The following is a 23,866-nucleotide window of genomic DNA, read 5'->3' as shown; positions in this document are numbered from 1 at the left end:
GGGGCCCGGGGGGTCTGGGGGCGGAGCCCCCAGTTTCGGGAAGGGGCGGGGTGGGGGAAATCTCCGCCCTGGCCCGCCCCACCTCACCTCGCGTCGTACCCCCCGTCCACCAAGTGGTAGCTCCCCTGCACGAACGACGCCCGGTCGGAGAGCAGGAACGCCGTAAGTTCCGCGACCTCCTCCGGACGCCCCAGCCTCCCCGCCGGATGCAGGGCAGCGAGAAACGCGCGGGCCCCGGCATCGAGATCGGCCAGCAGGGCCGTCTCGATGAAGCCGGGGCCGATCGCGTTGACCCGGACCCGCCGGTCCGCGTACTCGAGCGCGGCCGTCTTGGTCAGCCCGATGACCCCATGCTTGGCGGCGGTGTACGCGGGCGACCCCGCAAACCCATTGGCACCGAGCACGGACGCCATATTGACGACCGCCCCGCCCCCCGCGGCGACCAACGCGGGCAGCTCGGCGCGCATCGCGTAGAAGACCCCCGACAGATTGGTCTCCAGAACGCGCCGCCAGTCGTCGACCCCATACTCGGCGGTGTGCGCGCTGGGCCCGCCGATCCCGGCGTTGTTGACGGCCAGATGCAGCCCGCCGAAGGTCCGTACGGCGAAGGCCACCGCGGCCTCGGCGGACGCCGGGTCGGTGACATCGAGGCGTACGGCAGCGGCACGCGCGCCGGTGGACCCGATGGAGGCTGCCGCCTTGCGCGCGGCCTCCTCGTCGAGGTCGGCGAGGACGACGGCGGCTCCTCCGGCGGCGAGGCGCCGGGCCACGGCGAGGCCGATGCCCGATGCGGCGCCGGTGACCAGGGCGGCCCGGCCGGCGAATTCGGTGTCGGTGCAGGGGACAGTCACGGTGCTCGTACCTGTACTCATACGCGCACCGTATGTCCGGTATGGGCTAGTGCCCCGTAGCGCCGCCGTTGTCACGGCGGTCGAGGGCCCGCTGGAGTGCCGCCGCGGCGTTCTTGCGGTCGGACTCGCTCGTGCGGGAGGTGTGACGGACGCGGCGGACAGTCGTCTCGGCCATGGTGATCGACTCCTTGAATCCTGGGAGATCACGAAGATCACGGGGGTGATTCGAGGCGCCGGAAGGGGCGGGGAGCGGGTGCCGCAGGGGTTGCCTGCATCGGGGCACCGGCTCACGACCGCCATTCGCTGGGTCTAGCGAGACGTTCGGCTCCTACAAAGCTAGGGGAGCCCCGCCGGTCTGTCTCTACAAATACTCGGACTTCCTACTATCTGAGACGGCGATCATGAAACGGCCGCTCCCAGCAGGACCGACGCCAGCTCGTGCGGCTGCGAGAGCATCGGCCAGTGCCCGGTGTTCATCTCGACGAGCTTCCAGCGCCCCTCGCTCTCCGCCAGCAGCTTGGCCACGGCGCCGCTCGGCTCGTCGCCGTCGAGCAGACACTTGACGTACGTCGCCGGGAGCGCGCCCAGCGAGCGCTCCAGCACGGCCGGTTCGGTCACCGTGGCGGCCTGCTGGGGCGTCGCACGGCTCAGCAGCCGTGCGATCTGCTCCTCGGAGAGGTCCTGGCCGTCGAACTCCTCGACGGCCCACGGAACCCAGAATCCGCCGTTCGCGGCGAGCTCGGCCTCGAACGCCGCCTGCCCCGACCACCAGGCCGAGGCGACGGACTCGCCGTCGGCCGGGACCATCGCGTCGACGAGGACCAACCGGGTCAGCCGGTCCCCGATCTGCTCGGCCGCCTGGCCGACCGGGATGCCCGAGTAGCTGTGCCCCACCAGCACGACATCGCGCAGATCGAGGCGCTCCACCTCCCCCACGATGTCCCGCACATGCGTCTGCTGCCCTGCCTGCACGTCCCGCTTCTCGGCGAGCCCGGAGAGGGTCAGCGGATGGACCCCGTGCCCGGCCTCACGCAGCTCGGACACCACCTCGTCCCACGCCCACGCACCCAGCCACGCCCCTGGTACCAGCACGAATTGAGTCATGCAGGCACCGTAGCGCCGGGGTCTGACAACAGCCTCTGATCAGGAACTTTGCGGGCTGAGGTCCTGGAGTCCCACCACGCGCAGCAGCTGCAGCCGCTCGTACGCCTCCGTGCCGGGCCGGGCCGAGTGCACGATCAGGCTCTGCCCGCGCTCGGCCGCGGCCAGCACCTCGCAGTCCAGCTCCAGGAGCCCCACCACCGGGTGCAGGAAGCGTTTGACCGCCGATCGCCGTACCGCCACCTCGTGTTTTTCCCACAGCGCCGCGAACTCCGTGCTGGTGGCGAGCAGTTCGTTCACGAGGCCGGCCGGACCGGGGTCCTGGGGCCGGGCGGCGAGCACCGCGCGCAGTTGCGCCACATGGGAGCGGGCGTGCCCCTCCTGGTCCTCGACGGGGAAGATCGTGCGGGCTTCCGGGTCGGTGAAGTAGCGCCGAATGATGTTGCGGCCCGGCTCGCGCTCGCAGCCGAGCGCCATCGCCATCGGGTTCATGGCGAGCACCACGCCCCAGTCGCTCATGACCTGCGCGGGCGCGTCGTGCAGCCGGTCGAGGATCATCATCAGCCCGGGGCGCACGTGCAGCGAGGAGTTCGTCTCGCGTGGCGGCTCCTCGCCGGTGAGGTGGAAGAGATGGTCGCGCTCGTCCTCGCTGAGGCGCAGGGCGCGCGCCAGCGCGGTGAGCATCTGGCGTGACGGATGCGAGCCGCGGGCCTGCTCCAGACGCGTGTAGTAGTCCACCGACATGCCGGTGAGCTGGGCGACCTCCTCGCGCCGCAGTCCTTGCGTACGGCGGCGGGCACCGGCGGCCAGACCCACGTCGGAGGGCTCCAGGCGGGCACGGCAGCGGCGCAGGAAGTGCGCGAGTTCGTCTCTGTCCACCCCTCCACCATGGACCTGATCTGCGGATCTATCCAGGGAGTGCCAGTCCCCTGATAAGGACGTCTCTCCCGCCGCCGCCGGGACCGAAGCACGGTGGAGTCACCACGAAGAAGACGAAGGGACATGACGATGTTGATTCTGGTGACCGGGGCGACCGGACAAGTGGGACGGCGCTTCGTACCGAGGCTGCTGCAGCGCACCTCCCCCGCCGACACGGTGCGGGTGCTCGTACGGGACGAGGAGCGCGGGGCGCCGTTCGCGGAGCTCGGCGCGCAGGTCGCGGTCGGCGAGCTGCGCGATCCGGAGAGTGTGCGCAAGGCGCTGGTCGGGGTGGACGCGGTGGTGAACATCGCCGCCGCCTTCCGCGGGGTGCCCGACGAGGAGGCGTGGGCGGTCAACCGCGACGCGGCTGTCGCGCTGGGGCACGCGGCCGTGGAGGCGGGCGCGGGCCGTTTCGTGCAGGTGTCGACGACTCTCATCCACGGTGCAGGGCGCGGCCGCCCGCTGGTGGAGGACGACGGCACCGTGCCCGAAGGTCCGATGTGGGGCGCCTATCCCGCGTCGAAGGCGGAGGCGGAGGCCGGGCTCCTCGCGATCGAAGGACTTGACGTACGCATCGGACGCCTCTCCTTCGTGTACGGCGAAGGAGACCCGCATCTCGCCAACTCCATGATGTGGGCGGCCCATTGGGCATCGACGCAGCGCCTGTCGATGGTCCACCACGCCGATGTGGCGCAGGGCCTGATCCGGCTGCTGTTCGCGGAGGGGATCGCGGGCCGTGCGTACAACCTCGTGGACGACGCCCCGGTGACGGCGGTCGACCTGCACCAGCTCAACGGGGTGCCGCTCCCCGACGGCATGGGCGAGCGCGTCGACCCGGACCCGTGGTTCGGCATCGCCACGTCGCTGCGGATCCGCGACGAGCTCGGCTTCCGGCCGCTGTATCCGTCGGTGTGGACGGCGCGGGACGCGGGCGCGCTCTAAGCGGCTACAGCACGTCCCCGTCGCGCCAGTCGAAGAGGAGAGGGAGCGCCGGGTCGCCGACGAGCGGCCGTACGTACGTCGTTCCCTCCTCCTCCGGCAGCGGTACGACGCCCTCGGGGCCCAGCGCCCCGAGCCGCCCGGGCCACACCTGCCAGCCCCGGGACGCATAGAGTCCGGCGCCCTCGCTCGACGCGGAGAGGGCGCCGAACTCGTAGGCGCGGTCGATCACTTGCTCCAGCGCCTCCATGATCCGGCCGCCCAGCCCCTGCCGGTGGCGGTCGGCGCGCACCGCCACCCCTTCCACGTATCCGACACGGTACGAGCGCCCCGCGTGCAGCGCCCGCCGCTGGACCACGCTGCCGTGGGCGGCGATTCCGTCCGCGTCCCTGATGAGGGCGTGGATGCCGCCGAGGCTGTGGTCCCAGTCGTCGTCGCTGAAGCCGCCCTTGAAGGCGGCGTCCAACAGGGCCCGGATCTCGGTGAGTTCGGCCGGGTCGAGGTCTGCGGTGTGCACGGTGACGATCACAGCGCCCACCGTACTCAGACCCGTTCTGAGTACGCATGCCGATTCGGCCGGCGCGCGTCCGCAGCAGAGTGGCACCCATGAACGGCCTCTACGCCCTGAAGCCCTGGTACGCGGCCCGCCTCTCCGGGGTCCGCGGAGCGCTCGCCCGCCGTGAGGTGTCCCCGGACACGCTCACCGCCGCGGGAGTGGTCTGCGCGTCCGGCGCGGCAGCCTCGCTCGCCTGGCTGCCCGTCCCGTACGCGGCCCTCCCGGTCGCCGTCCTCCTCGCGGCCCGGCTCGCCTTCGCCAACCTCGACGGGGCTCTCGCCCGCGACACCGGGCGCACCACCCGGCGCGGCGCGCTCCTCAATGAACTCGGCGACCGCGCGGCCGACTTGATCGTGATCGCGGGTTTCCTCGCTCTCGCCCCGCTCTGGCTGGTGGCGGCCGCGGCCTTCGCCGCGACGCTCCCCTCCTGGGTCTCCCTCGCGGGCGCGGCGGCAGGCGCCCCGCGCCTGAACGGCGGCCCGGTCGGCAAGACGGAGCGCTGCCTCCTGGTCGTCATCGCGGCGGCCACGGGCTGGGCGGTCCCGGTCCTCGCCGTCGTAGCGGCGGGCTCGGCGCTCACCGCGGTGCTCCGACTGGCCCGTCTGTGGCGGGAGTTGGACCGATGAGCGCCGTCGTGGTGGTCGCGGGCACGCTCGGCGTGAGCGGGGTCGCGGTCGCGTCGCTGCCCGCGAAGGTCCGGATGCGGGCGGAGCTGCGGCGGCGCTGGCGGACGTGGGCACTGGCGGCCCCGGTGTATCTGGGGGCGCTGTATCTGGGCGGGGCCGGGGCGTTCGCGCTCGCGGCGGCGCTCGGGGTGATCGCGGCGGCGGAGTACGTACGGATGACGGGCCAGCCCCGCACCGACTTCGCGGTGCTCGCCGCCGGCGCGGTCGCCCTTCCCGTACTGGCCTGGCAGGCCCCCGGCGTCCTCGATCTCCGTACGGCGGCCCTGCTCCTCCTGGCGGCCGCCCTGCCCTCTCTCCTCTCCGGCGACAGCGAGCACGGCTTCACCCGCACGGCCCGCACCCTCTTCGCCCTCCTCTGGATTCCCGTCGCCCTGACGGGACTTGTGGCACTCGGCCACCACACGGCGATCGCGGTAGGCCTCGGAGTCGCGCTCGGGGACGTAGGTGCCTGGTGCGGCGGTACGGCACTGGGCCGCAGCGGCCCCCTCGCGCGCCGCCTCTCCCCGCTCTCCCCGAACAAGACCTGGGCGGGCGTCGTCGGCGCGGCTGCAGCAACTGCCCTTGCCCTGTGGGCAGTCGGCGCCTTCACTCCCCTCCTCTGGGCGGCGGTGCTGCTCGGCTGCGTCTGCGGCGATCTCGTCGAATCGATGGTCAAGCGCGAGACGGGCGTGAAGGACGCGGGCAGCTGGCTGCCCGGCTTCGGCGGCCTGCTCGACCGGATCGACTCCCTCCTGGTGGCCCTGCTCCTCGCGATGGCGGTGACGCTGTGACAACGGCTCTCGTACGGACCAAACCCGCCCACCCCCACCGCCTGCCCGCGTTCCTGCGCCGGGCCCTGTGGATGCTCGCCCTCACTCTCACGGGCGGGGTCGAGCGGCGCGGCCGTCTCCCGCGCGGGGGCTGCGTGGTGGTCGCGAACCACTCCTCGCACGCCGACACGGCCGCCCTCCTGGCCGCCCTCGACGCCCGGCACGCGCCCGCGATCGGGGCCGCGGCCGACTACTGGTTCGCGTCCCCGTGGCGCAGCCGCCTCTGCTCGCGGCTGGCCGCCGGATTCCCCGTACGCCGTACGGGCGGCGGCCTGGACGACCTCTTCGCGATGACGGACCACCTGCGGTCGGGCCGCGCGGTGGTCCTCTTCCCGGAGGGCACGCGCGGCCGTGACGGGGAGGTGGGCTCCTTCCACCGGGGTGCGCTGCTGCTCGCGGAGAGGGCCGGGGTGCCCCTCGTCCCGGTCGGCATCGGTGGCACGGACCGCCTCCTGCCCAAGCACGGCCGGCTGCGCCACTCCTTCGTACGGGTCAGGATCGGCGCCCCGCTCCCCTCCTCCGCCACACCGGACGAGGCGCGCGACGCGGTGGCGGCGCTGACCGCCCGTACGAAGTCCGAGCCGCTCGCCGACTCGCGGACGCGCCGCCGGGTGGCGGCGGTGGTCACCTCCCGCTGGGCGCTCCCGATCGCGTTCGCCTGGGCGTTCGCGGAGGCGCTGAGCTGGCCGCTGATGCCGGAGCTGCTGCTCGCGGTCGTGTGCGTGGCGGTCCCGCGCAGGGCCCTGAAACTCTCCGTCACCGCGCTCGCGGGAAGCCTGGCGGGCAGCCTCCTCGCGCTCCAACTGGCCGCGTCCGGCGCGCACTTGCCCGCCCCGCTCACGACGGCCCGTATGCACGCGGAGGTTCGCCAGGAGCTCACCCTCGAATCGGCCTCCGCCATCCGCCACCAGCCGTGGAACGGCATCCCGTTCAAGGTGTACGCGGCGGAGGCGGGCCGCACCGGGATCCCGGCCTCCGACTGGCTCCCGGCAGCGGCGAAAGCGCGCGGCACGCGCACCCTCGCCGTCGGCCTGCTCTGCGCCGCCTTCGGACTCCTGATGCGCCGCTTCCGCCGCCTCTACGGCCGGTATCTGCTGCTCCTGGGCGCCGGCTTCGCCACGGGCCTGGGGCTGATCGTGGCGGGCTGGAGCTGAGCCGCGCTCACTGCAGGGGCCGCAGGAACCTCCGCTCGTACCGCCTGATGCACTGCGTGCTGCGCGCCAGCTCGAAGGCCTCCTGGCACTCGGGGTCGGACATGCTGTCGGTGCGGTACTGCTCGTACAGCGCGAGGCTGGGGAACGAGAACAGCGCGTAGGCGATGTCGCTGTCGCCCTCGCTGGGCAGGAAGTAGCCGTGGTGGGTGCCGCCGAAGCGGTTGACGAGGCCGACCCAGCGGCGCCCGTACTCCTCGAAATCCTCGATCCGGTCGGGATCGATCTCGTACTTAAGGTGCACAGTGATCATGGCCCCAGCCTAGGCTGCGGCCATGTCACCGACGACAGCACATGAGTGGACGCCCACCCACGGCGACCCCTACCGGCCGGTTCCGTACCACCCCGCGCGCATACCGGCCGCCGAATCCCTCGCCCGCGCAAGGGAGTTGAGGGAGCGGATGGACGAGCGGAGGACGGTACGCCAGTTCTCCCCGGACCCCGTCCCCGAGCAGGCGGTCCGCGACGCGATCGCCTGCGCGTCGACCGCACCCTCCGGAGCGCACCAGCAGCCGTGGACGTTCGTCCTGGTCAAGGATCCGGCCGTACGCGCAAGGATCCGCGAGGCCGCCGAGCAGGAGGAGCAGATCTCCTACGACGGCAGGCTCGGCGAGGAGTGGCTCGCCGCCCTGCGCCCGCTGGGCACGGACGCGGTCAAGACCCACCTCACGGACGCCCCGGCGCTGATCGTCGTCTTCCAGCAGCGCTACTGGCTGGGCGAGGACGGCACGAAGCACAAGCACTACTACGTCGACGAGTCGGTCGGCATCGCGGTCGGCATGCTCCTGACCGCCCTCCACCTCGCGGGCCTCTTCGCCCTCACGCACACGCCGAGCCCGATGCGCTTCCTGCGCGAGGTGCTGGGCCGTCCGGAGAACGAGAAGGCGTTCGCGGTGATCCCGGTGGGCTACCCCGCACAGGACTGCCAAGTCCCGGGCCTCGTACGGAAATCCCTCGACCAAGTACTGATCGAGATCTGACAGAAAACCCGAGGGAACCTTCGCCGGACGGCACGACTCCTGGCGGTGCGAGAACACCGTCCGGCGAAGGGAATCCCATGCCACCCGTCAGCGAACGCCCCATGCCCCACGCGGATGGAGCCCGGCACAGCTGGGTCCAGTCGGGCGAAGTCAGCCTCCACACAGCCGAGTTCGGCCCACTCGCCGGCACCCCCGTGGTCCTCCTCCACGGCTTCCCCCAGCACTGGTACGCCTGGCGGAAGCTCGTCCCGCTTCTCTCCCCCGACCACCGGCTGATCTGCGTGGACCTGCGCGGCTTCGGCTGGTCGGAGCAGCCGAAGCGTGGCTACGACACGGACACCCTGGCCGGCGACATCCTCGCCCTCCTGGACTCGCTCGGCCTGGAGCGGACCGCGCTGATCGCGCACAACTGGGGTGCGGGGGTGGGCTTCCGCCTCTGCGCACAGCACTCCGACCGCATCTCCGCGTACGTCGCCCTGAACATGACGCACCCCTGGACCGAGCACCGCCACGTCCTGCCGAACCTCTGGCGGATGTGGTTCACGGCGCCGATCGAATATCCGCTGCTGGGCCGCCTGGTGCTGCGCCACTGCCCGCGCTTCACGCGCTACTTGCTGCGCCGGGCGGCGCCCGACCCCACGACGGTCTGGAACGAGTCCGACCTGAAGGAATTCGCCGAGGCAACGCAAACCTCGGCCCACGCGGGCCAGTCCCTGTTCTGGCAGTACGTCCTGCGCGACATCCCGGCAGGCTTCCGCGGCACGCACCGCCGCACCCGCCTGAAGGTCCCCACCGTGGTGCTGGGCGGCGAGCTGGACCCGGTGATCCCGCCGACCCTCCTCCAAGGAGCCCCGAACGCGGACGACTTGACCGTGGAGACCATCCCCGGAGCGGGCGGCCACCTCCCGGAGGAACACCCGGAAGTCGTAGCGGCAGCCCTGCGCAGACTCACCGCAGCGCGGCCCGCCGCTCCACCTCACTGAAGAAGGCCCGGGCCCGGCGCGCCCCGAGCATCCGCCGGTAGGCGCGCTGGACGGGCCCGAGGGCGGCGGGCCGCAGCGCCCCGCACACGGCGAACAGCGTCCCGTCGCCGTCCGCCACGGCCGCCATCCCCATGGTCACGAGGCGCGACTGCATCAGACACCACCCAGGAGCAAGCCGTACGTCGAAGTCCCCACGCAGCCCCACGACGTCCACGGCGACGGCGGCCTTGCGCTCGCTGTCGCCGGCGGCGACGCGGAACTCCCGTACGAAGGAGATCAGATGAGGCAGCTCCCCCTCGAGATCCGCAACCACACCCCACACACGCTCGAAGGGAAGCCCGATCCGAGCCTCGGCAAAGAGCGGCGCCCGCAACCCGGCGGCCACCACCCGCAGCCGCCCGACGGCATCCACGTCACTCATCGCACCCACGCCTTCCTGAACGCCGAACGGGCCCGGTGCAGCCGCGACTTGACGGTCCCCTCCGGTACGCCGAGAACAGCGGCGATGCCCCGCTCATCAAGCCCTTCAACCTCCCGCAACACGAGCACAGCGCGATGCTGCACGGACATCCGGGAGAGCAAGTCCCGCACTTCAACGCCCAGTTCACCGCTCACCCGCGCGGCCTCCTCATCCCCCAGCGCAACCTCACCCGCGCCACGCCGGGCCACACGAACGGCCTCCCGCACGGTCACGGTCCGCACCCACCCATAGAACGCCTGCGGATCACGCACGCCCCGCAACCCACGAAAGACCGCGATCAGCGCCTCCTGCACGGCATCGGCGGTGTCGCGCGGGGCGATGGGGGCGCACAGCCGCCGGACGTATGGCGTAACAAGTTCCAGCAGATCATCCATGGCCAGGGCATCGCCGCGCTGGGCCGCGCGCACGAGCGGGGCGGCGACGTCCCAGGGAAGCGCGGGCTCATCCATCGCACCCAACCTACAACTCCCCCACCTAACCTTTAAAAGTGCATTGACAGGTTAGAGAGCCACGTGGTCAACTCACCCCATGACAGAGACAGAGACAGAACAGCGAATCCACCACCGCACGGTGACAGTCGAGGGCCACGAGATCTTCTACCGCGAGGCAGGCCCGGCGGACGCCCCGGTGCTCCTGCTCCTGCACGGCTTCCCGACCAGCTCGTACATGTTCCGCGACCTGATCCCGCGCCTGGCCGACCGCTACCGCGTGATCGCCCCCGACCACCTGGGCTTCGGCCACTCGGCAACCCCGCCGGCGAAGGACTTCCCGTACACGTTCGCCGAACTGGCAGCGCTCACAGCGAAGTTCACCACCCACCTGAACCTCACGCGCTTCGCGCTCTACATCCAGGACTACGGCGCCCCGATCGGCCTCCGCCTGGCCCTGACGCACCCCGAGCGCATCACGGCGATCATCACGCAGAACGGCAACGCGTACACCGAGGGCCTGGGCGCAGAGGCATGGGCCCCGGTCCGGGCCCTGATAGCGAACCGCACCCCGGAAACGGAGGCAGCGGTAAGCGAGATCAGCACGCTCGACGGCATCAAGTGGCAGTACACAAACGGAGTCCCGCCCGAGTACACCCGGCTCCTCAACCCGGACGCCTGGCACCACGACGCGGCACTGATGGCCCGCGAAGGCCAGCGCGAGATCCAGCTGGACCTGATCGCGGACTACGGCGCCAACTTCGAGCTCTACCCGGCATTCCAGGAGTACTTCCGCACGAGCCAGATCCCGCTCCTGGCAACCTGGGGCCGGCACGACGAGGTGTTCATCCCGGCAGGAGCGGAGGCCTTCCGCCGTGACCTCCCGAAGGCAGAGATCCACCTGCTCCCCACGGGCCACTTCGCCCTGGAGACCCACGCCCCGGAAATCGCCACCCTGATAAGGGACTTCCTCGCCCGCAACATCACGAAGCCCTGACCGCTACGGCTCCAACTCCGCGTCGCACAGCGCACACACGAAGACACGCTCCCGCACCACGTTGAGCTCCGCACACTCCGGACACCACCGGAAGACGAACTCATGGGTGAACCCACCGGGATGCCCGATCCCGGCCCGCTCCAGAGCCGCCGCGACAGCGGGCCACGAGGAGGCATCCGGGCAGTACCCGGTCGACTGATTGGTCACCTCCGACACCGACCACCGCCCGTGCGCGTCCCGCACGAACGACATCTCCCCGGCGCTGAGCACAGACCGGCCACCGGCACAGGCAACGTGCTCACTTCGCCGAGGCGCCAGTCGCAAAATGCCCTCCGCGTCGACAACAAAGGTGAAGGGCTCGGCGCACTCCAGTTCCCCGAGGACTTCACCAGCTTCGACCGCAAACCCCAGGGAGCCCGGCGCGACGGCCGCGAGCAGATCAGCCGGCCCCACGTACGGATAGAGCACAGTCACTCCCCCCGGAGCCTGGTGAGCGTGCCACCGGATTCAGCGGCGGGCAGATTACTAGCGGTGCAGATACTATCTCTAGAGATAGTATCTGCGTCAGCCATACGCGCTGCCCCGGGAGAGCCACATGACCCATTTCGTCGGCCGTAAGGCGGAGCTCCGCACCCTCCACGGCGCCCTCGATCGCGTACGTACTTCCTCCGGCCACCCCGGGCAGTGCATCCTCATGCGTGGCCGTCGGCGTATCGGGAAGTCGAGCCTCGTGGAGGAATTCCTGCACCAGGCCGGCGTCCCACAGCTCTTCTTCACCGCAGGTGGCGGCAGCGCCGAAGCGGAACTCGCGGAGCTGCTCGACGCCGCTTCCGTCTCCACCCTCCCCGACCGCGAACTGCTCCTCGAAGCGGCCCCCAACAACTGGAACGCCGCTTTCCGGCTGCTCGCACAAGTCCTCCCCGACGACTCCCCCAGTGTGCTCGTCATCGACGAAGTCCCCTATCTGATGGACCGTGTCGACGCCTTCGAGGGCACGCTTCAACGCGCCTGGGACCGGCACCTGAGCCGGAAACCCGTTCTCCTGCTGCTCGTTGGCTCCGACCTGTCGATGATGGAGGCGCTGAACAGTTACGAACGGCCCTTCCACCAGCGCGGTACGGAGATGGTCGTCGGCCCGCTCACTCCGGCCGACGTGGCCGAGATGCTTGATCTCGATCCCGCCACCGCATTCGATGCGGCGCTTCTTACGGGAGGGCTGCCGCTGATCTGTGCCGAATGGCGAAAGGGTGCGGATGTCTGGGAGTTCCTGGACGCCTCCCTCTCCAACCCGATCTCCGCGCTTCTCGTCTCCGCGGAGCGCTCACTCGCCGCCGAATTCCCCACCCAGGCCATGGCACGCGAAGTGCTGCGCGCGATCGGAAGCGGTGAGCGCACGTTCACCAACGTCGCCCGCGCGGCCGGGGGCATTGCCCACACCACCCTCTCCCGGGCCACGGACCTCCTGGTCGACAAGCGCGTTGTCGCAGCCGAGCTCCCGATCTCCACCCGTCCGTCCAAGGAACGCCGTTATCGCATCGCGGACCCCTGTCTCCGTTTCTGGCTGGCCTTCCTGGAACCGCACATGCCGGAGATCGAGCGCATGCGCGGCGACCTGACTCTTTCCCGGATCAAGCAGGGCTGGACCAGCTGGCGAGGCCGGGCCGTCGAGCCGCTCATCCGCGAATCGCTCGCACGTCTCCTCCCCGACGGCGAACTTCCGGCCGCGCCGGCCGTCGGTGGCTACTGGACCCGCAGCAATGACGTCGAGATCGACATCGTCGGGGCCGACCGGGAACCGGTCGCCAAGAAGCTGCTCTTCCTCGGCTCGGTCAAGTGGCTGGAGAACAGCTCCTTCGACGCCCACGACCTTGCCGCACTCCACAAGCACCGCGCCGCCGTCACCGACGATCCGGTTCCGCTGGTGGCAGCGTCACGCGCCGGTGTCTCCTGCGCCGGACTCCAGGGCGCGTACGGACCGGAGGAACTGCTCGGCGCCTGGCGCCGGGCGTGAGAGCCGACCGCCCTCCCCCGGATACGGCCGCTCCGCCGGCAACAGTCCCGCCGCCCCCGCCTCGTCCCCCGCCCGCACCAGCTCCCTGATACGCCGCGCCAACGGAGTCACGTCGGTGATCGACACCGTCCACTCGTCCGCGTACCGTCGCGCCGCCTCCCCCGTCAAGCCCAACTGGAGTGACCGATAGGGCATTTGGCGCAGGTGCAGGTCCCGTTCCGGGTCCCACTGCACCCGCGCCGGGGCGCGCTTCAAGTCCCGTTGCCAGGACACACGGTCGGGGTGCGTGCCCCGCTCGTAGTGCGAGAGACACGCGTTCCGCAGCGCCCAGTCGAAGCCCTCCCTGGCGATCTCCACCGCCAGCACCGTCTCCTGGCCCTCCTTCTCGGCCCAGCCGCAGCGGTACATCATCCACAGGAACGACGGTTTGATCCACGTCATCCGGTCCCGCTTCCACGCCGCCGGAAAGCGGCCGTCGCGCGCCGCGGGGAGGCCGATGTGCGGGCCGTACGCCTGGTAGACGGTGATCGTCGACGCCGTGTGCAGCGCGCGGATCTCGCGGTTCTGTTCTGACATGTGCGTCAGCCTGCGGCCCCGTACGCCGCCCGCGCCACCGAATTCCACATGCCCCCGGACATGAAACCGCCCCCTCCCGGCGTTGGGGGTGCCGGGCGGGGGCGGGGTTCAGGGGGCCGGGATCAGCCCTGGTGGGGGTACGTGTAGTCCGTCGGCGGGACCAGGGTCTCCTTGATGGCCCGGGTGAGGGTCCAGCGCTGGAGGTTCTGGGGGGCGCCCGCCTTGTCGTTGGTGCCCGAGGCGCGGCCGCCGCCGAAGGGCTGCTGGCCGACGACCGCGCCCGTCGACTTGTCGTTGATGTAGAAGTTGCCCGCCGCGTAGCGGAGCTTCTCCATCGTGTACGCCGCCGCCGCACGGTCGTTGGAGATCACCGCGCCCGTGAGGGCGTAGTCCGAGGCCGACTCCATCTGGTCGAGCATGGCGTCGTAGTTCGCGTCCTCGTAGACGTGGATCGCGAGGATCGGGCCGAAGTACTCCGTCGTGAAGACCTCGTTCGTCGGGTCCGTGCACGCGATGACCGTCGGGCGCACGAAGTAGCCCACCGAGTCGTCGTACGTGCCGCCCGCGACGATCGTGCAGGTCGGGTCGGCCGCCGCCCGGTCGATCGCCGCCTTGTTCTTGGCGAAGGAGCGCTCGTCGATGACCGCGCCGATGAAGTTCGACAGGTCGGTGACGTCGCCCATCGTGATGCCGTCGACCTCGGCCGCGAAGGCCTCCTTGAAGCCGTCGTTCCAGATCGACGCCGGGACGTAGGCGCGCGAGGACGCCGAGCACTTCTGGCCCTGGTACTCGAACGAGCCGCGCGTCAGCGCCGTCTTCAGCACCGCACGGTCCGCGCTCGGGTGCGCGACCACGAAGTCCTTGCCGCCCGTCTCGCCGACGAGGCGCGGGTAGGTGCGGTACTTCGTGATGTTCTCGCCGACCGTCTTCCACAGGTACTGGAAGGTCGGGGTCGAGCCGGTGAAGTGGATGCCCGCCAGGTCGCGGTGGTTCAGCGCGACCTCGGAGACCGCGATGCCGTCGCCCGTGACGAGGTTGATGACGCCCTTGGGGAGGCCGGCCTCCTCCAGGAGCTGCATGAGCAGGACCGCGGCGTGGGTCTGGGTGGGGGACGGCTTCCAGACCACCACGTTGCCCATGAGGGCGGGCGCGGTCGGCAGGTTGCCCGCGATCGCGGTGAAGTTGAAGGGGGTGATCGCGTAGACGAAGCCCTCGAGCGGGCGGTGGTCCAGACGGTTCCAGACACCCGGGGAGTTCGCCGGGGGCTGCTCGGCGAGCAGGTCACGGGCGTAGGCGACGTTGAAGCGCCAGAAGTCGACGAGCTCGCACGGGGTGTCGATCTCGGCCTGCTGGGCGGTCTTCGACTGGCCGAGCATCGTCGAGGCGGCGAGCGTCTCGCGCCACGGCCCGGACAGCAGCTCCGCCGCACGCAGGATGATCGCGGCGCGATCGTCGAAGGACATCGCACGCCAGGCCGGAGCCGCGGCGAGGGCAGCGTCGATCGCGTCCTGCGCGTCGGCCTGCGTCGCGTGGGCCGACGTACCGAGGACGGCCTTGTGGTTGTGCGGCTGTACGACGGTGAAGCTCGCGCCGCCGCCCATCCGCTTCTCACCGTTGATCGTCATCGGCAGGTCGATGGGGTTCTCGGCCAGCTCCTTGAGCTTGGCCTCCAGACGCGCGCGCTCCGGGGAGCCGGGGGCGTACGAGCGGACCGGCTCGTTGACGGGGGCGGGGACCTGGGTTACGGCGTCCATGAGTTCCTGAACTCCTTTGGTGAGGAAGGGGAGGAAGAGGGTGGGAGGGCTCGGCCCCCGGATCAGCTCTTGGTGAGAACGGAGCGCGCGAAGAAGAGCAGGTTGGCCGGCTTCTCCGCGAGGCGCCGCATGAAGTATCCGTACCAGTCGGTCCCGTAGGCGGTGTACACGCGCATCCGGTGGCCCTCGGCCGCGAGCCGGAAGTGCTCCTCGCTGCGGATCCCGTACAGCATCTGGAACTCGTACTCGTCCAGCTTGCGCCCCGCGCGCCGCGCCAGCTCCTGGCTGACGGCGATGAGGCGGGGGTCGTGGGAGCCGATCATCGGGTAGCCGTCGCCCGCCATGAGGATCTTGACGATCCGGACGTACGCCTTGTCGATCTCGGGCTTCTCCTGGTACGCGACCGACGCGGGCTCCTTGTAGGCGCCCTTCACGATGCGGACCCGGCTGCCGTTCGCGGCGAGGCGGCGCGCGTCGTCCTCCGTACGGAAGAGGTAGGCCTGGATGACGCATCCGGTCTGCGGGAACGTCTTCCGCAGCTCCTCGTGGATGGCGAACATCGAGTCGAGGGTGGTGTGGTCCTCGGCGTCCAGGGTGACGGTGGTGCCGATCGCGGCGGCGGCCTCGACGACCGGGCGGACGTTGGCGAGCGCCAGCTCGTGGCCGCCCTCAAGGGCTTGGCCGAACATCGACAGCTTGATGGACATCTCGGCCCTGGTGCCGAGGCCCAGGTCCTTGAGGCGGTCGATGAGTTCCAGGTAGGCGTCGCGCGCCGCGTGGGACTGCTCGGGGGTGGTGATGTCCTCACCCACGACGTCGAGGGTGACCTCGAGACCCTTGTCCGTGGCGTCGAGGACGACCTGGACGACCTCGTCGACGCGCTCACCGGGGATGAAGCGGGCCACGACCTGCTTGGTACCGGGGGCCGCCGAGATGAAGCGGCGCATCTTGTCGCTGCGCGACGCGGCGAGGATCACGGGACCCAGCACGGGCACCTCCAAGGAAAGGGGTAGCAGGGGGCACCTACCCGTCGCTGCGGGTACGGCACGGACAACCACCGTGAAACCTATGGATCTCTCCGATCCTCTGCCATCGACAGCTGTCACGCATTCGTGGCCCGCCCTTCAGACATATGTCTGAAGGGGTGCGAGAATGCCGGAGTGAAGGGTGATTACCAGGACCTGGCCGACGAGATCTCGGCGCTGCTCGGCGCTCCGGCGACGCTGGAGAACCGGGATTTCGGGCTGATCGCCTTCGGTGCGCACGACGGGGAGAGCGGTTTCGACGAGACGGCGATGGACCCGGTCCGTACGCGATCGATCCTGACCCGGAAGTCGACCGTGGCCGTACGGGACTGGTTCGAGGGGTTCGGCATCGCCCGCGCCACGGGCCCGGTCCGTATCCCGGCGGCGCCCGACGCGGGCGTGTTCCGGGGGCGGATCTGTCTTCCCGTACGCCATCGGGGCGTGGTCCTGGGCTACGTGTGGCTGCTCGACGGCGACCCGGGCCCGACCCCCGAGCAGCTGACGGCGGCCATGGAGGTGGCGGCCCGGATCGGCACGCTGCTGTCGCAGGAGGCGCAGGCGGGGGCGGACCTGTCACGGGAGTTCGCGGCGGTCCTGACCGCCGAACGGGGCTGGCAGCGCGACATGGCGGTGTCCGCGCTCGCCGCCGCGCTGGGCCCGGACGCCACCGGGCTGCACGCCGTGGTGGCGCTCACTCCCTGGTCGGCGGACGGGCCTCCGGGCGTACGGAGCATCCCGGCGGCGGCCGCGGCCTGCGAGGTTCCGCTGACGTCCGCCGGCGGCCGGGCGGTGGCCGTACTGGTCCGGCTGCGTTCCGCGGACACCCCCGCCCCGGCCCTGACCGCGGCCGGCCGGCTGCTCACCGACGCAGGTCCGGGGGCGACCGCGGGGGTGTCGGGACCCCGGCGGGGTCTGGCCGAGCTGGCGGAGAGCTGGCGCGAGGCGGTCGCCGCGGCCCGGGCTGCGGCGGCCCGCCCGGGTCTCGGTCCGGTGGCGCAGTGGGCGTCGATCGGTCCGTACCGGATGCTCACCGCGCTCCCCGAAGGGGTGCACCGGGATCCGGCCGTCCGCGATCTGCTGACGCCCGTCCACACCGAACTGGCCCACACCGCCGAGGTGTTCCTCGACCATGCGGGCCAGGCGGGACGGACGGCGGCGGCACTGGGCATCCACCGCCAGACGCTCTACTACCGGCTGTCGCGCATCGAGCAGCTGACGGATCTCGACCTCGACGAGGGCGAGGACCGGCTGCTGCTGCACATGGCGCTGAAGGCGGCGCGGCTCTAGCGGGCCGCTCTAGTCCTTGAGGGCGGTCGCTGCGATCAACTGGCGCATGCCTTCGGTGAGTTCGTCGGCCGTCGGCGCCGTGTCCGGGTCGAGCATGTACTCCGCGATGATCCCGGAGATGAGCGTCATGTAGAACTTGCCGAGGGTGTCGACCCGGGGGTCGTCGGCCGGCGGCTCCTCGCCGCCCATGAAGATGGGGATGACGCCACGCCCGCCCTCGCGCTGGGCCTTGCCGACGAAGTCCCGCGCGGCGGGCATCTTGTCACCGACGATCATCAGCTCCATGCCCAGATGCCAGATGGAGCCGGGCTTGCCCATGGTCTCGATGACGTTCGTCAGCACCTCGTGGAAGCGTTCCAGCGAGCCCGCGGGGGTGGTCAGCTCGCCGCCCCGGTCGAAGGCCTCGGAGTTCTCCTCGACCAGCCCGATGTACGCCTGCGCGAGCAGCACGTCCTTCGAGCCGTAGTGGTAGCCGATGGACGCCAGGTTCGTCCCCGACTCCTTGACGATGTCGCGCGCCGTCGTCCGCGCGAACCCCTTCTCCAGCAGGCAGCGCTTGGCGCCTTCGAGCAGATCTTCGCGATGTCCCATGACAGCAGCGTACCCGGCCCGCAGACGCTTGTGTAAGACAGGCGTCTACGAAACCGGGTACGCGGCGTGCTGAAGCGGGGTCGCGTCAGTCGGCGAGGTTGACCGAACGGGCCGAGGCCGCGCCGATCTCCGCCGCCAGCTCGGTCAGGACCGGCTGCGGGACGGTGTCGTCGACGGTCAGCACGGCGAGCGCCTCGCCGCCGGCGTCGGCACGCGCGACCTGCATACCGGCGATGTTGAGACCGGCCTCACCGAGGATCTTGCCGACCGCACCGACGACGCCGGGACGGTCCGCGTACCGCAGGACGACCATGTGGTCGGCGAGCGCCAGGTCCACGTCGTACTCGCCGATCGCGACGATCTTCTGGAGGTGCTTGGGACCCGCGAGCGTGCCGGAGACCGAGACCTCCTCGCCGCTGGAGAGCGTGCCGCGGACGGTGACGACGTTGCGGTGGTCCGGGGACTCCGAGCTGGTCGTCAGCCGGACCTCGACACCGCGCTCCTGCGCGAAGAGCGGGGCGTTGACATAGGAGACCGTCTCGTCGACGACGTCCTCGAACACGCCCTTGAGCGCGGAGAGTTCGAGCACCTTGACGTCGTGCTGGGTGATCTCGCCGTACACCTCGACGTCGAGACGGGCCGCGACCTCGCCCGCGAGCGCGGTGAAGATCCGGCCGAGGCGCTCGGCGAGCGGCAGACCCGGCTTCACGTCCTCGGCGATGACGCCGCCCTGGACGTTGACCGCGTCGGGCACGAGCTCACCGGCGAGCGCGAGGCGCACGGAGCGGGCGACGGCGATGCCGGCCTTCTCCTGGGCCTCGTCGGTCGAGGCGCCGAGGTGCGGGGTGCAGACGACCTGGTCGAACTGGAAGAGCGGGGAGTCCGTGCAGGGCTCCTTCGCGTACACGTCCAGACCGGCGCCCGCGACACGGCCCTCCTTGAGGGCGGTGAACAGCGCCTCCTCGTCGACGATCCCACCGCGCGCGGCGTTGACGATCCGCACGGTCGGCTTGACCTTGTGGAGCGCCTCGTCGCCGATGAGACCGAGCGTCTCGGGGGTCTTGGGGAGGTGGACGGTGATGAAGTCCGAGACCTCGAGCAGCTCGTCGAGGGTGAGGACCTTGACGCCCATCTGGGCGGCGCGCGCGGGCTGTACGTAGGGGTCGTACGCGACGACCTTCATGCCGAACGCCGACATGCGCTGCGCGACCAGCGCGCCGATGCGGCCGAGGCCGACGACACCGAGGGTCTTCTCGGCGAGCTCGACGCCGGTGTACTTGGAGCGCTTCCACTCGCCGTTCTTCAGCGCCTGGCTGCCCTGGGGGATGTTGCGGGCGGTGGCGATGAGCAGACCGCAGGCGAGCTCGGCGGCGGTGACGATGTTGGAGGTCGGGGCGTTGACCACCATCACGCCGGCCTTGGTGGCGGCGGAGACGTCGACGTTGTCGAGGCCGACACCGGCACGGGCGACGACGCGCAGCTTCTTGGCGGCGGCGATGGCCTCGGCGTCGACCTTGGTGGCGGAACGTACGAGAATCGCGTCGACGTCGGCGATGGCGGGCAGCAGTTCGGCGCGGTCCGCGCCGTTGCAGTGCCGGATCTCGAAGTCCGGGCCCAGGGCGTCGACAGTGGCGGGCGACAGCTCTTCAGCGATGAGTACGACAGGTTTCGAGCTCACGTGAGTCCTCACAAGTCCAGTGCGGACGGCCGTCCCGACGGCCGCAGGCGGTGGAGGGGCTACCGCGTGGAAGACGCACGACGCTGTGGGCCTGACGCGAATGTGGTGTGCAGTCTAGTGCTGTGCGGGGGCGGCGATTACGCCCCTGCGGAAGGATCACCCTCACGAGGGTGGACGAGCTGTACAGGCGTGCGAGCCGGGGTGCGCCGCCGGAGCGTGAATGCTCCGATCCGCCGGTGTGCGAGCCCGGATGCGCCGTTCCGGCGGGCCCTCGTGGACCCGCCGGAACGGCCATGGTGCTTACGCCTCTTCGTTGACCCAGCTCATGAGCTTGCGGAGCTCCTTGCCGGTGGTCTCCAGGAGGTGCTCGGAGTCCGCGGTCTTGTACTCGTTGTACTTCTTCAGACCGCCGTGGTACTCGGCCATCCACTCGCGGGCGAAGGTGCCGTCCTGGATCTCGGCCAGGACCTTCTTCATCTCCACCTTGGTCTGCTCGGTGATGATGCGCGGGCCGGTGACGTAGTCGCCCCACTCGGCGGTCTCGGAGATCGACCAGCGCATCTTCTCCAGGCCGCCCTCGTACATGAGGTCGACGATGAGCTTCAGCTCGTGGAGGCACTCGAAGTACGCGATCTCCGGCTGGTAGCCGGCCTCGGTCAGCGTCTCGAAGCCCGCCTTGACGAGCGCCGCGGTGCCACCGCAGAGAACGGCCTGCTCGCCGAAGAGGTCGGTCTCGGTCTCCTCGGTGAAGGTCGTCTTGATGACGCCGGCGCGCGTGCCGCCGATGCCCTTCGCGTAACTCAGGGCCAGCGCCAGGCCGTTGCCCGTCGGGTCCTGCTCGACGGCCACGATGCACGGAACGCCGCGGCCCTCTTCGTACTGACGGCGGACGAGGTGACCCGGGCCCTTCGGGGCGACCATGCAGACGTCGACGTTGGCCGGCGGCTTGATGAAGTCGAAGCGGATGTTCAGGCCGTGGCCGAAGAACAGCGCGTCGCCGTCCTTGAGGTTGTCCTTGATGGACTCCTCGTAGACCTGGGCCTGCAGCGGGTCCGGGACCAGGATCATGATGACGTCGGCCTCGGCGGCGGCCTCGGACGGCGTCACCACGCGCAGGCCCTGCTCCTCGGCCTTCGCCTTGGACTTGGAGCCCTCGTGGAGACCGACGCGGACGTCGACACCCGAGTCACGCAGCGACAGCGCGTGGGCGTGGCCCTGGCTGCCGTAGCCGATGACCGCGACCTTGCGGCCCTGGATGATGGACAGGTCGGCATCGTCGTCGTAGAACAGCTCGGCCACTGGGATATCTCCTTGTGTGCAGGTGGTGCACCCACCGTACGGCGGGCGGGGGCAGGGAAGGGTTGAGGGTCCGGAATCCGGACGCGGGTCTCAGAACGCAGTGCTCAGGCGCTGCGGTCGAGCGCCCGCAGGGAGCGGTCCGTGATGGACCGGGCGCCGCGCCCTATGGCGATCGTCCCGGACTGGACGAGCTCCTTGATGCCGTACTGCTCCAGCATCTTGAGCATCGCCTCCAGCTTGTCGGCGCCGCCCGTGGCCTCGATGGTCACGGCCTCCGGGGAGACGTCGACGGTCTTGGCGCGGAACAGCTGGACGATCTCGGTGATCTGGGAACGCGTCTCGTTGTCGGCGCGGACCTTGACCAGAACGAGCTCGCGCTGGATCGCAGCGCTGGGCTCGAGTTCGACGATCTTCAGGACGTTGACCAGCTTGTTGAGCTGCTTGGTCACCTGCTCGAGGGGCAGTTCCTCGACACCGACCACGATGGTGATCCGGGAGATGTCGGGGTGCTCGGTGACGCCCACGGCGAGCGAGTCGATGTTGAAACCCCGACGGGAGAACAGGGCGGCGATCCGGGCGAGGATGCCGGGCGTGTTCTCGACCAGGACGGAGAGCGTGTGCTTGCTGGACATGTGAGTCTCGGTCTCTCTCTCGGCTCTTCGCTCAGTCGTCTTCGTTGTCGCCGAAGTCGGGGCGGACGCCGCGGGCGGCCATGACCTCGTCGTTGGACGTTCCGGCGGCCACCATCGGCCAGACCATGGCGTCCTCGTGGACGATGAAGTCCACCACGACGGGGCGGTCGTTGATGGCGTTGGCCTCGGCGATGACCTTGTCGAGGTCCTCGGGGCGCTCGCAGCGCAGGGCCACGCAGCCCATGGCCTCGGAGAGCTTCACGAAGTCGGGGACGCGGGTGCCGGTGTTGGCACCGCCCTCGCCCTCGCCGTTGTGCAGCACGGTGTTGGAGTAGCGCTGGTTGTAGAAGAGGGTCTGCCACTGGCGGACCATCCCGAGTGCGCCGTTGTTGATGATGGCGACCTTGATCGGGATGTTGTTGAGCGCGCAGGTGGTCAGTTCCTGGTTGGTCATCTGGAAGCAGCCGTCGCCGTCGATCGCCCAGACGGTGCGCTCGGGCATGCCCGCCTTGGCGCCCATGGCGGCCGGGACCGCGTACCCCATCGTGCCTGCGCCGCCGGAGTTGAGCCAGGTCGCGGGCTGCTCGTACTGGATGAAGTGCGAGGCCCACATCTGGTGCTGGCCGACGCCCGCCGCGAAGATCGTGCCCTCGGGGGCTGCCTGGCCGATGCGCTCGATGACCTGCTGCGGGGAGAGCGTGCCGTCCGCGGGCAGGTCGTAGCCCAGCGGGTAGGTGTCGCGCCAGCGGTTGAGGTCCTTCCACCAGGCGGTGTAGTCGCCCACGTGGCCCTCGGTGTGCTCGGCCTGGACGGCCTGGACCAGGTCGGCGATGACCTCGCGAGCGTCGCCCACGATCGGGACGTCGACCTCGCGGTTCTTGCCGATCTCGGCCGGGTCGATGTCCGCGTGGATGATCTTCGCGAAGGGGGCGAAGCTGTCCAGCTTGCCGGTGACGCGGTCGTCGAAGCGGGTGCCGAGCGCGATCAGGAGGTCGGCCTTCTGCAGCGCGGTGACGGCGGTGACCGCACCGTGCATGCCGGGCATTCCCACGTGCAGCGGGTGGCTGTCGGGGAAGGAGCCGAGCGCCATCAGGGTGGTGGTGACGGGCGCTCCGGTGAGCTCGGCCAGGACCTTCAGTTCGGCGGTCGCGCCGGCCTTCATGACGCCGCCGCCCACGTACAGCACCGGGCGCTTGGCCTGGGTGATGAGCTTGGCGGCCTCACGGATCTGCTTGGCGTGCGGCTTGGTCACCGGGCGGTAGCCCGGCAGGTCCATCTGCGGCGGCCAGGAGAACGTGGTCTTCGCCTGCAGGGCGTCCTTGGCGATGTCGACGAGGACGGGGCCCGGGCGGCCGGTCGAGGCGATGTGGAAGGCCTCGGCGATGGTGTGCGGGATGTCCTCGGCCTTGGTGACCAGGAAGTTGTGCTTGGTGATCGGCATCGTGATGCCGCAGATGTCCGCCTCCTGGAAGGCGTCCGTACCGATGGATGCCGCGGCCACCTGGCCGGTGATCGCGACGATCGGGACGGAGTCCATGTGGGCGTCGGCGATCGGGGTGACCAGGTTGGTGGCGCCGGGGCCCGAAGTGGCCATGCAGACGCCGACCTTGCCGGTGGCCTGGGCGTAACCGGTGGCCGCGTGGCCCGCGCCCTGCTCGTGGCGGACGAGGATGTGGCGGACCCGGGTGGAGTCCATCATCGGGTCGTACGCCGGGAGGATCGCTCCGCCGGGGATGCCGAATACCGTGTCGGCGCCGACCTCTTCGAGGGAACGGATGAGGGACTGCGCACCCGTGACGTGCTCGACGGCGGCGGAGTGCTGTCCGCCGTTACGGGCCCGCGGTTGCGGATGGTGGGCCCCGGTGGCCTGCTCGGTCATCAGCGTTTCTCTTCTCGAAGCTGAGGGATTTGCGAGGGTTTGGGAAGTGCCAGTGCAACAAAAAACCCCCCGTGCCGTGAGGCAAGCGAGGGGAGCGCGCCGGTGCGGTCTGCAGAGCTGGTGAGGAGCCCTGCTTCAGCCGACGCGCTTTCCAAGTACGAGAATTCGGGTGCGCATGGCATTGACCCTCC

At 70.3% G+C, this 23,866-nt stretch carries 26 protein-coding genes; 9 read left to right on the top strand and 17 right to left on the bottom strand.

From position 1 onward, the window contains the following. Positions 1-83: 83 nt before the first annotated feature. The 4 genes from OG707_RS28595 to OG707_RS28580 form a co-directional block, all read right to left on the bottom strand. The gene (locus OG707_RS28595) at positions 84-872 is read right to left on the bottom strand and encodes an SDR family NAD(P)-dependent oxidoreductase (protein WP_329123281.1); all 789 of its coding nucleotides are present in this window, start codon (positions 870-872) and stop codon (positions 84-86) included. A gap of 25 nt (positions 873-897) precedes the next feature. Further along, positions 898-1,026 carry a hypothetical protein gene (locus tag OG707_RS28590; protein WP_106409672.1) on the bottom strand — a complete coding sequence of 43 codons (129 nt, stop codon included), beginning with the start codon at positions 1,024-1,026 and terminating at the stop codon, positions 898-900. A gap of 224 nt (positions 1,027-1,250) precedes the next feature. Further along, on the bottom strand, positions 1,251-1,955 hold the full coding sequence (locus OG707_RS28585) for an alpha/beta fold hydrolase (protein ID WP_329123279.1): 705 nt from the start codon (positions 1,953-1,955) through the stop codon (positions 1,251-1,253). Between the two features lie 39 nt (positions 1,956-1,994). Further along, positions 1,995-2,831: a helix-turn-helix transcriptional regulator gene (locus OG707_RS28580; RefSeq protein WP_329123277.1), complete on the bottom strand. Its 837-nt coding sequence runs from the start codon at positions 2,829-2,831 to the stop codon at positions 1,995-1,997. A gap of 129 nt (positions 2,832-2,960) precedes the next feature. Here OG707_RS28580 and OG707_RS28575 point away from each other — a divergent pair, with 129 nt between their 5' ends. Beyond that, a complete protein-coding gene (locus tag OG707_RS28575) occupies positions 2,961-3,815 on the top strand; it encodes an NAD-dependent epimerase/dehydratase family protein (RefSeq protein ID WP_329128013.1) in 855 nt (284 codons plus the stop codon). Between the two features lie 4 nt (positions 3,816-3,819). Here the strand turns inward: OG707_RS28575 and OG707_RS28570 are convergent, their stop codons facing one another. After that, positions 3,820-4,350, bottom strand: coding sequence for a GNAT family N-acetyltransferase (locus OG707_RS28570; RefSeq protein ID WP_329123275.1), 531 nt, complete (start codon positions 4,348-4,350; stop codon positions 3,820-3,822). A gap of 68 nt (positions 4,351-4,418) precedes the next feature. Here OG707_RS28570 and OG707_RS28565 point away from each other — a divergent pair, with 68 nt between their 5' ends. From OG707_RS28565 to OG707_RS28555, 3 genes are read left to right on the top strand one after another with little or no spacing between them, the layout of a single operon-like run. Further along, a complete protein-coding gene (locus tag OG707_RS28565) occupies positions 4,419-4,994 on the top strand; it encodes a CDP-alcohol phosphatidyltransferase family protein (protein ID WP_329123272.1) in 576 nt (191 codons plus the stop codon). Next, entirely contained in the window at positions 4,991-5,824 is an 834-nt protein-coding gene (locus OG707_RS28560) for a phosphatidate cytidylyltransferase (RefSeq protein ID WP_329123270.1), read from the top strand. The genes OG707_RS28565 and OG707_RS28560 overlap by 4 nt, the downstream gene beginning before the upstream one ends. Continuing rightward, positions 5,821-7,017 (top strand): lysophospholipid acyltransferase family protein, encoded by a 1,197-nt coding sequence (locus tag OG707_RS28555; protein WP_443071414.1) that lies wholly within the window; start codon positions 5,821-5,823, stop codon positions 7,015-7,017. Before OG707_RS28560 ends, OG707_RS28555 begins: the two co-directional genes overlap by 4 nt. 7 nt (positions 7,018-7,024) lie before the next feature. Here the strand turns inward: OG707_RS28555 and OG707_RS28550 are convergent, their stop codons facing one another. After that, entirely contained in the window at positions 7,025-7,327 is a 303-nt protein-coding gene (locus OG707_RS28550) for an NIPSNAP family protein (RefSeq protein WP_329123268.1), read from the bottom strand. A gap of 22 nt (positions 7,328-7,349) precedes the next feature. On the opposite strand from OG707_RS28550, the gene OG707_RS28545 reads away from it, so the two are divergent. Both OG707_RS28545 and OG707_RS28540 read left to right on the top strand, forming a co-directional pair. Next, positions 7,350-8,054, top strand: coding sequence for a nitroreductase family protein (locus tag OG707_RS28545; RefSeq protein ID WP_329123266.1), 705 nt, complete (start codon positions 7,350-7,352; stop codon positions 8,052-8,054). A gap of 101 nt (positions 8,055-8,155) precedes the next feature. Then, a complete protein-coding gene (locus tag OG707_RS28540) occupies positions 8,156-9,037 on the top strand; it encodes an alpha/beta fold hydrolase (protein WP_329123264.1) in 882 nt (293 codons plus the stop codon). On the opposite strand, the gene OG707_RS28535 is transcribed toward OG707_RS28540, so the two are convergent. Together OG707_RS28535 and OG707_RS28530 are read right to left on the bottom strand one after the other, a co-directional pair. Further along, a complete protein-coding gene (locus OG707_RS28535; RefSeq protein WP_329123262.1) occupies positions 9,003-9,458 on the bottom strand; it encodes a hypothetical protein in 456 nt (151 codons plus the stop codon). The two genes, OG707_RS28540 and OG707_RS28535, sit on opposite strands and share 35 nt — an antisense overlap. Continuing rightward, positions 9,455-9,967 (bottom strand): RNA polymerase sigma factor, encoded by a 513-nt coding sequence (locus OG707_RS28530; protein WP_329123260.1) that lies wholly within the window; start codon positions 9,965-9,967, stop codon positions 9,455-9,457. Before OG707_RS28530 ends, OG707_RS28535 begins: the two co-directional genes overlap by 4 nt. Positions 9,968-10,046: 79 nt before the next feature. Here OG707_RS28530 and OG707_RS28525 point away from each other — a divergent pair, with 79 nt between their 5' ends. Next, on the top strand, positions 10,047-10,943 hold the full coding sequence (locus OG707_RS28525) for an alpha/beta fold hydrolase (RefSeq protein ID WP_329123258.1): 897 nt from the start codon (positions 10,047-10,049) through the stop codon (positions 10,941-10,943). Between the two features lie 3 nt (positions 10,944-10,946). Here the strand turns inward: OG707_RS28525 and OG707_RS28520 are convergent, their stop codons facing one another. Next, positions 10,947-11,195 carry a hypothetical protein gene (locus OG707_RS28520; protein WP_329123256.1) on the bottom strand — a complete coding sequence of 83 codons (249 nt, stop codon included), beginning with the start codon at positions 11,193-11,195 and terminating at the stop codon, positions 10,947-10,949. A 343-nt stretch (positions 11,196-11,538) separates the two neighbouring features. Between OG707_RS28520 and OG707_RS28515 the strand changes: the two genes are divergently transcribed. Next, positions 11,539-12,954 carry an ATP-binding protein gene (locus OG707_RS28515; protein WP_329123254.1) on the top strand — a complete coding sequence of 472 codons (1,416 nt, stop codon included), beginning with the start codon at positions 11,539-11,541 and terminating at the stop codon, positions 12,952-12,954. On the opposite strand, the gene OG707_RS28510 is transcribed toward OG707_RS28515, so the two are convergent. The 3 genes from OG707_RS28510 to OG707_RS28500 all read right to left on the bottom strand — a co-directional run bounded on the left by OG707_RS28510 (position 12,874) and on the right by OG707_RS28500 (position 16,273). Further along, positions 12,874-13,530 (bottom strand): DUF4291 domain-containing protein, encoded by a 657-nt coding sequence (locus tag OG707_RS28510; RefSeq protein WP_329123252.1) that lies wholly within the window; start codon positions 13,528-13,530, stop codon positions 12,874-12,876. The two genes, OG707_RS28515 and OG707_RS28510, sit on opposite strands and share 81 nt — an antisense overlap. Before the next feature lie 122 nt (positions 13,531-13,652). Beyond that, positions 13,653-15,284 (bottom strand): L-glutamate gamma-semialdehyde dehydrogenase, encoded by a 1,632-nt coding sequence (gene pruA / locus OG707_RS28505; RefSeq protein ID WP_329123251.1) that lies wholly within the window; start codon positions 15,282-15,284, stop codon positions 13,653-13,655. Between the two features lie 62 nt (positions 15,285-15,346). After that, positions 15,347-16,273 (bottom strand): proline dehydrogenase family protein, encoded by a 927-nt coding sequence (locus OG707_RS28500; RefSeq protein ID WP_329123249.1) that lies wholly within the window; start codon positions 16,271-16,273, stop codon positions 15,347-15,349. 171 nt (positions 16,274-16,444) lie between these two features. On the opposite strand from OG707_RS28500, the gene OG707_RS28495 reads away from it, so the two are divergent. Further along, a complete protein-coding gene (locus tag OG707_RS28495; RefSeq protein ID WP_329123246.1) occupies positions 16,445-17,596 on the top strand; it encodes a PucR family transcriptional regulator in 1,152 nt (383 codons plus the stop codon). 9 nt (positions 17,597-17,605) lie between these two features. Here the strand turns inward: OG707_RS28495 and OG707_RS28490 are convergent, their stop codons facing one another. The 5 genes from OG707_RS28490 to OG707_RS28470 all read right to left on the bottom strand — a co-directional run bounded on the left by OG707_RS28490 (position 17,606) and on the right by OG707_RS28470 (position 23,675). Beyond that, complete coding sequence (locus OG707_RS28490) at positions 17,606-18,187, bottom strand: TetR/AcrR family transcriptional regulator (RefSeq protein WP_329123244.1); 582 nt, start codon at positions 18,185-18,187, stop codon at positions 17,606-17,608. A gap of 85 nt (positions 18,188-18,272) precedes the next feature. Beyond that, on the bottom strand, positions 18,273-19,865 hold the full coding sequence (gene serA / locus OG707_RS28485; protein WP_329123243.1) for a phosphoglycerate dehydrogenase: 1,593 nt from the start codon (positions 19,863-19,865) through the stop codon (positions 18,273-18,275). Positions 19,866-20,165: 300 nt separating this feature from the next. Continuing rightward, a complete protein-coding gene (gene ilvC, locus OG707_RS28480) occupies positions 20,166-21,164 on the bottom strand; it encodes a ketol-acid reductoisomerase (protein ID WP_329123241.1) in 999 nt (332 codons plus the stop codon). Between the two features lie 104 nt (positions 21,165-21,268). After that, complete coding sequence (gene ilvN, locus OG707_RS28475; RefSeq protein WP_329123238.1) at positions 21,269-21,796, bottom strand: acetolactate synthase small subunit; 528 nt, start codon at positions 21,794-21,796, stop codon at positions 21,269-21,271. Positions 21,797-21,827: 31 nt separating this feature from the next. Then, positions 21,828-23,675 (bottom strand): acetolactate synthase large subunit, encoded by a 1,848-nt coding sequence (locus OG707_RS28470; RefSeq protein WP_329123237.1) that lies wholly within the window; start codon positions 23,673-23,675, stop codon positions 21,828-21,830. Positions 23,676-23,866 lie beyond the last annotated feature (191 nt).

The organism is Streptomyces sp. NBC_01465 (assembly GCF_036227325.1).
GTDB lineage: Bacteria > Actinomycetota > Actinomycetes > Streptomycetales > Streptomycetaceae > Streptomyces.
The sequence above is the reverse complement of the archived record's forward strand: the minus strand, read 5'-3'. Positions and strand labels throughout refer to the sequence as shown.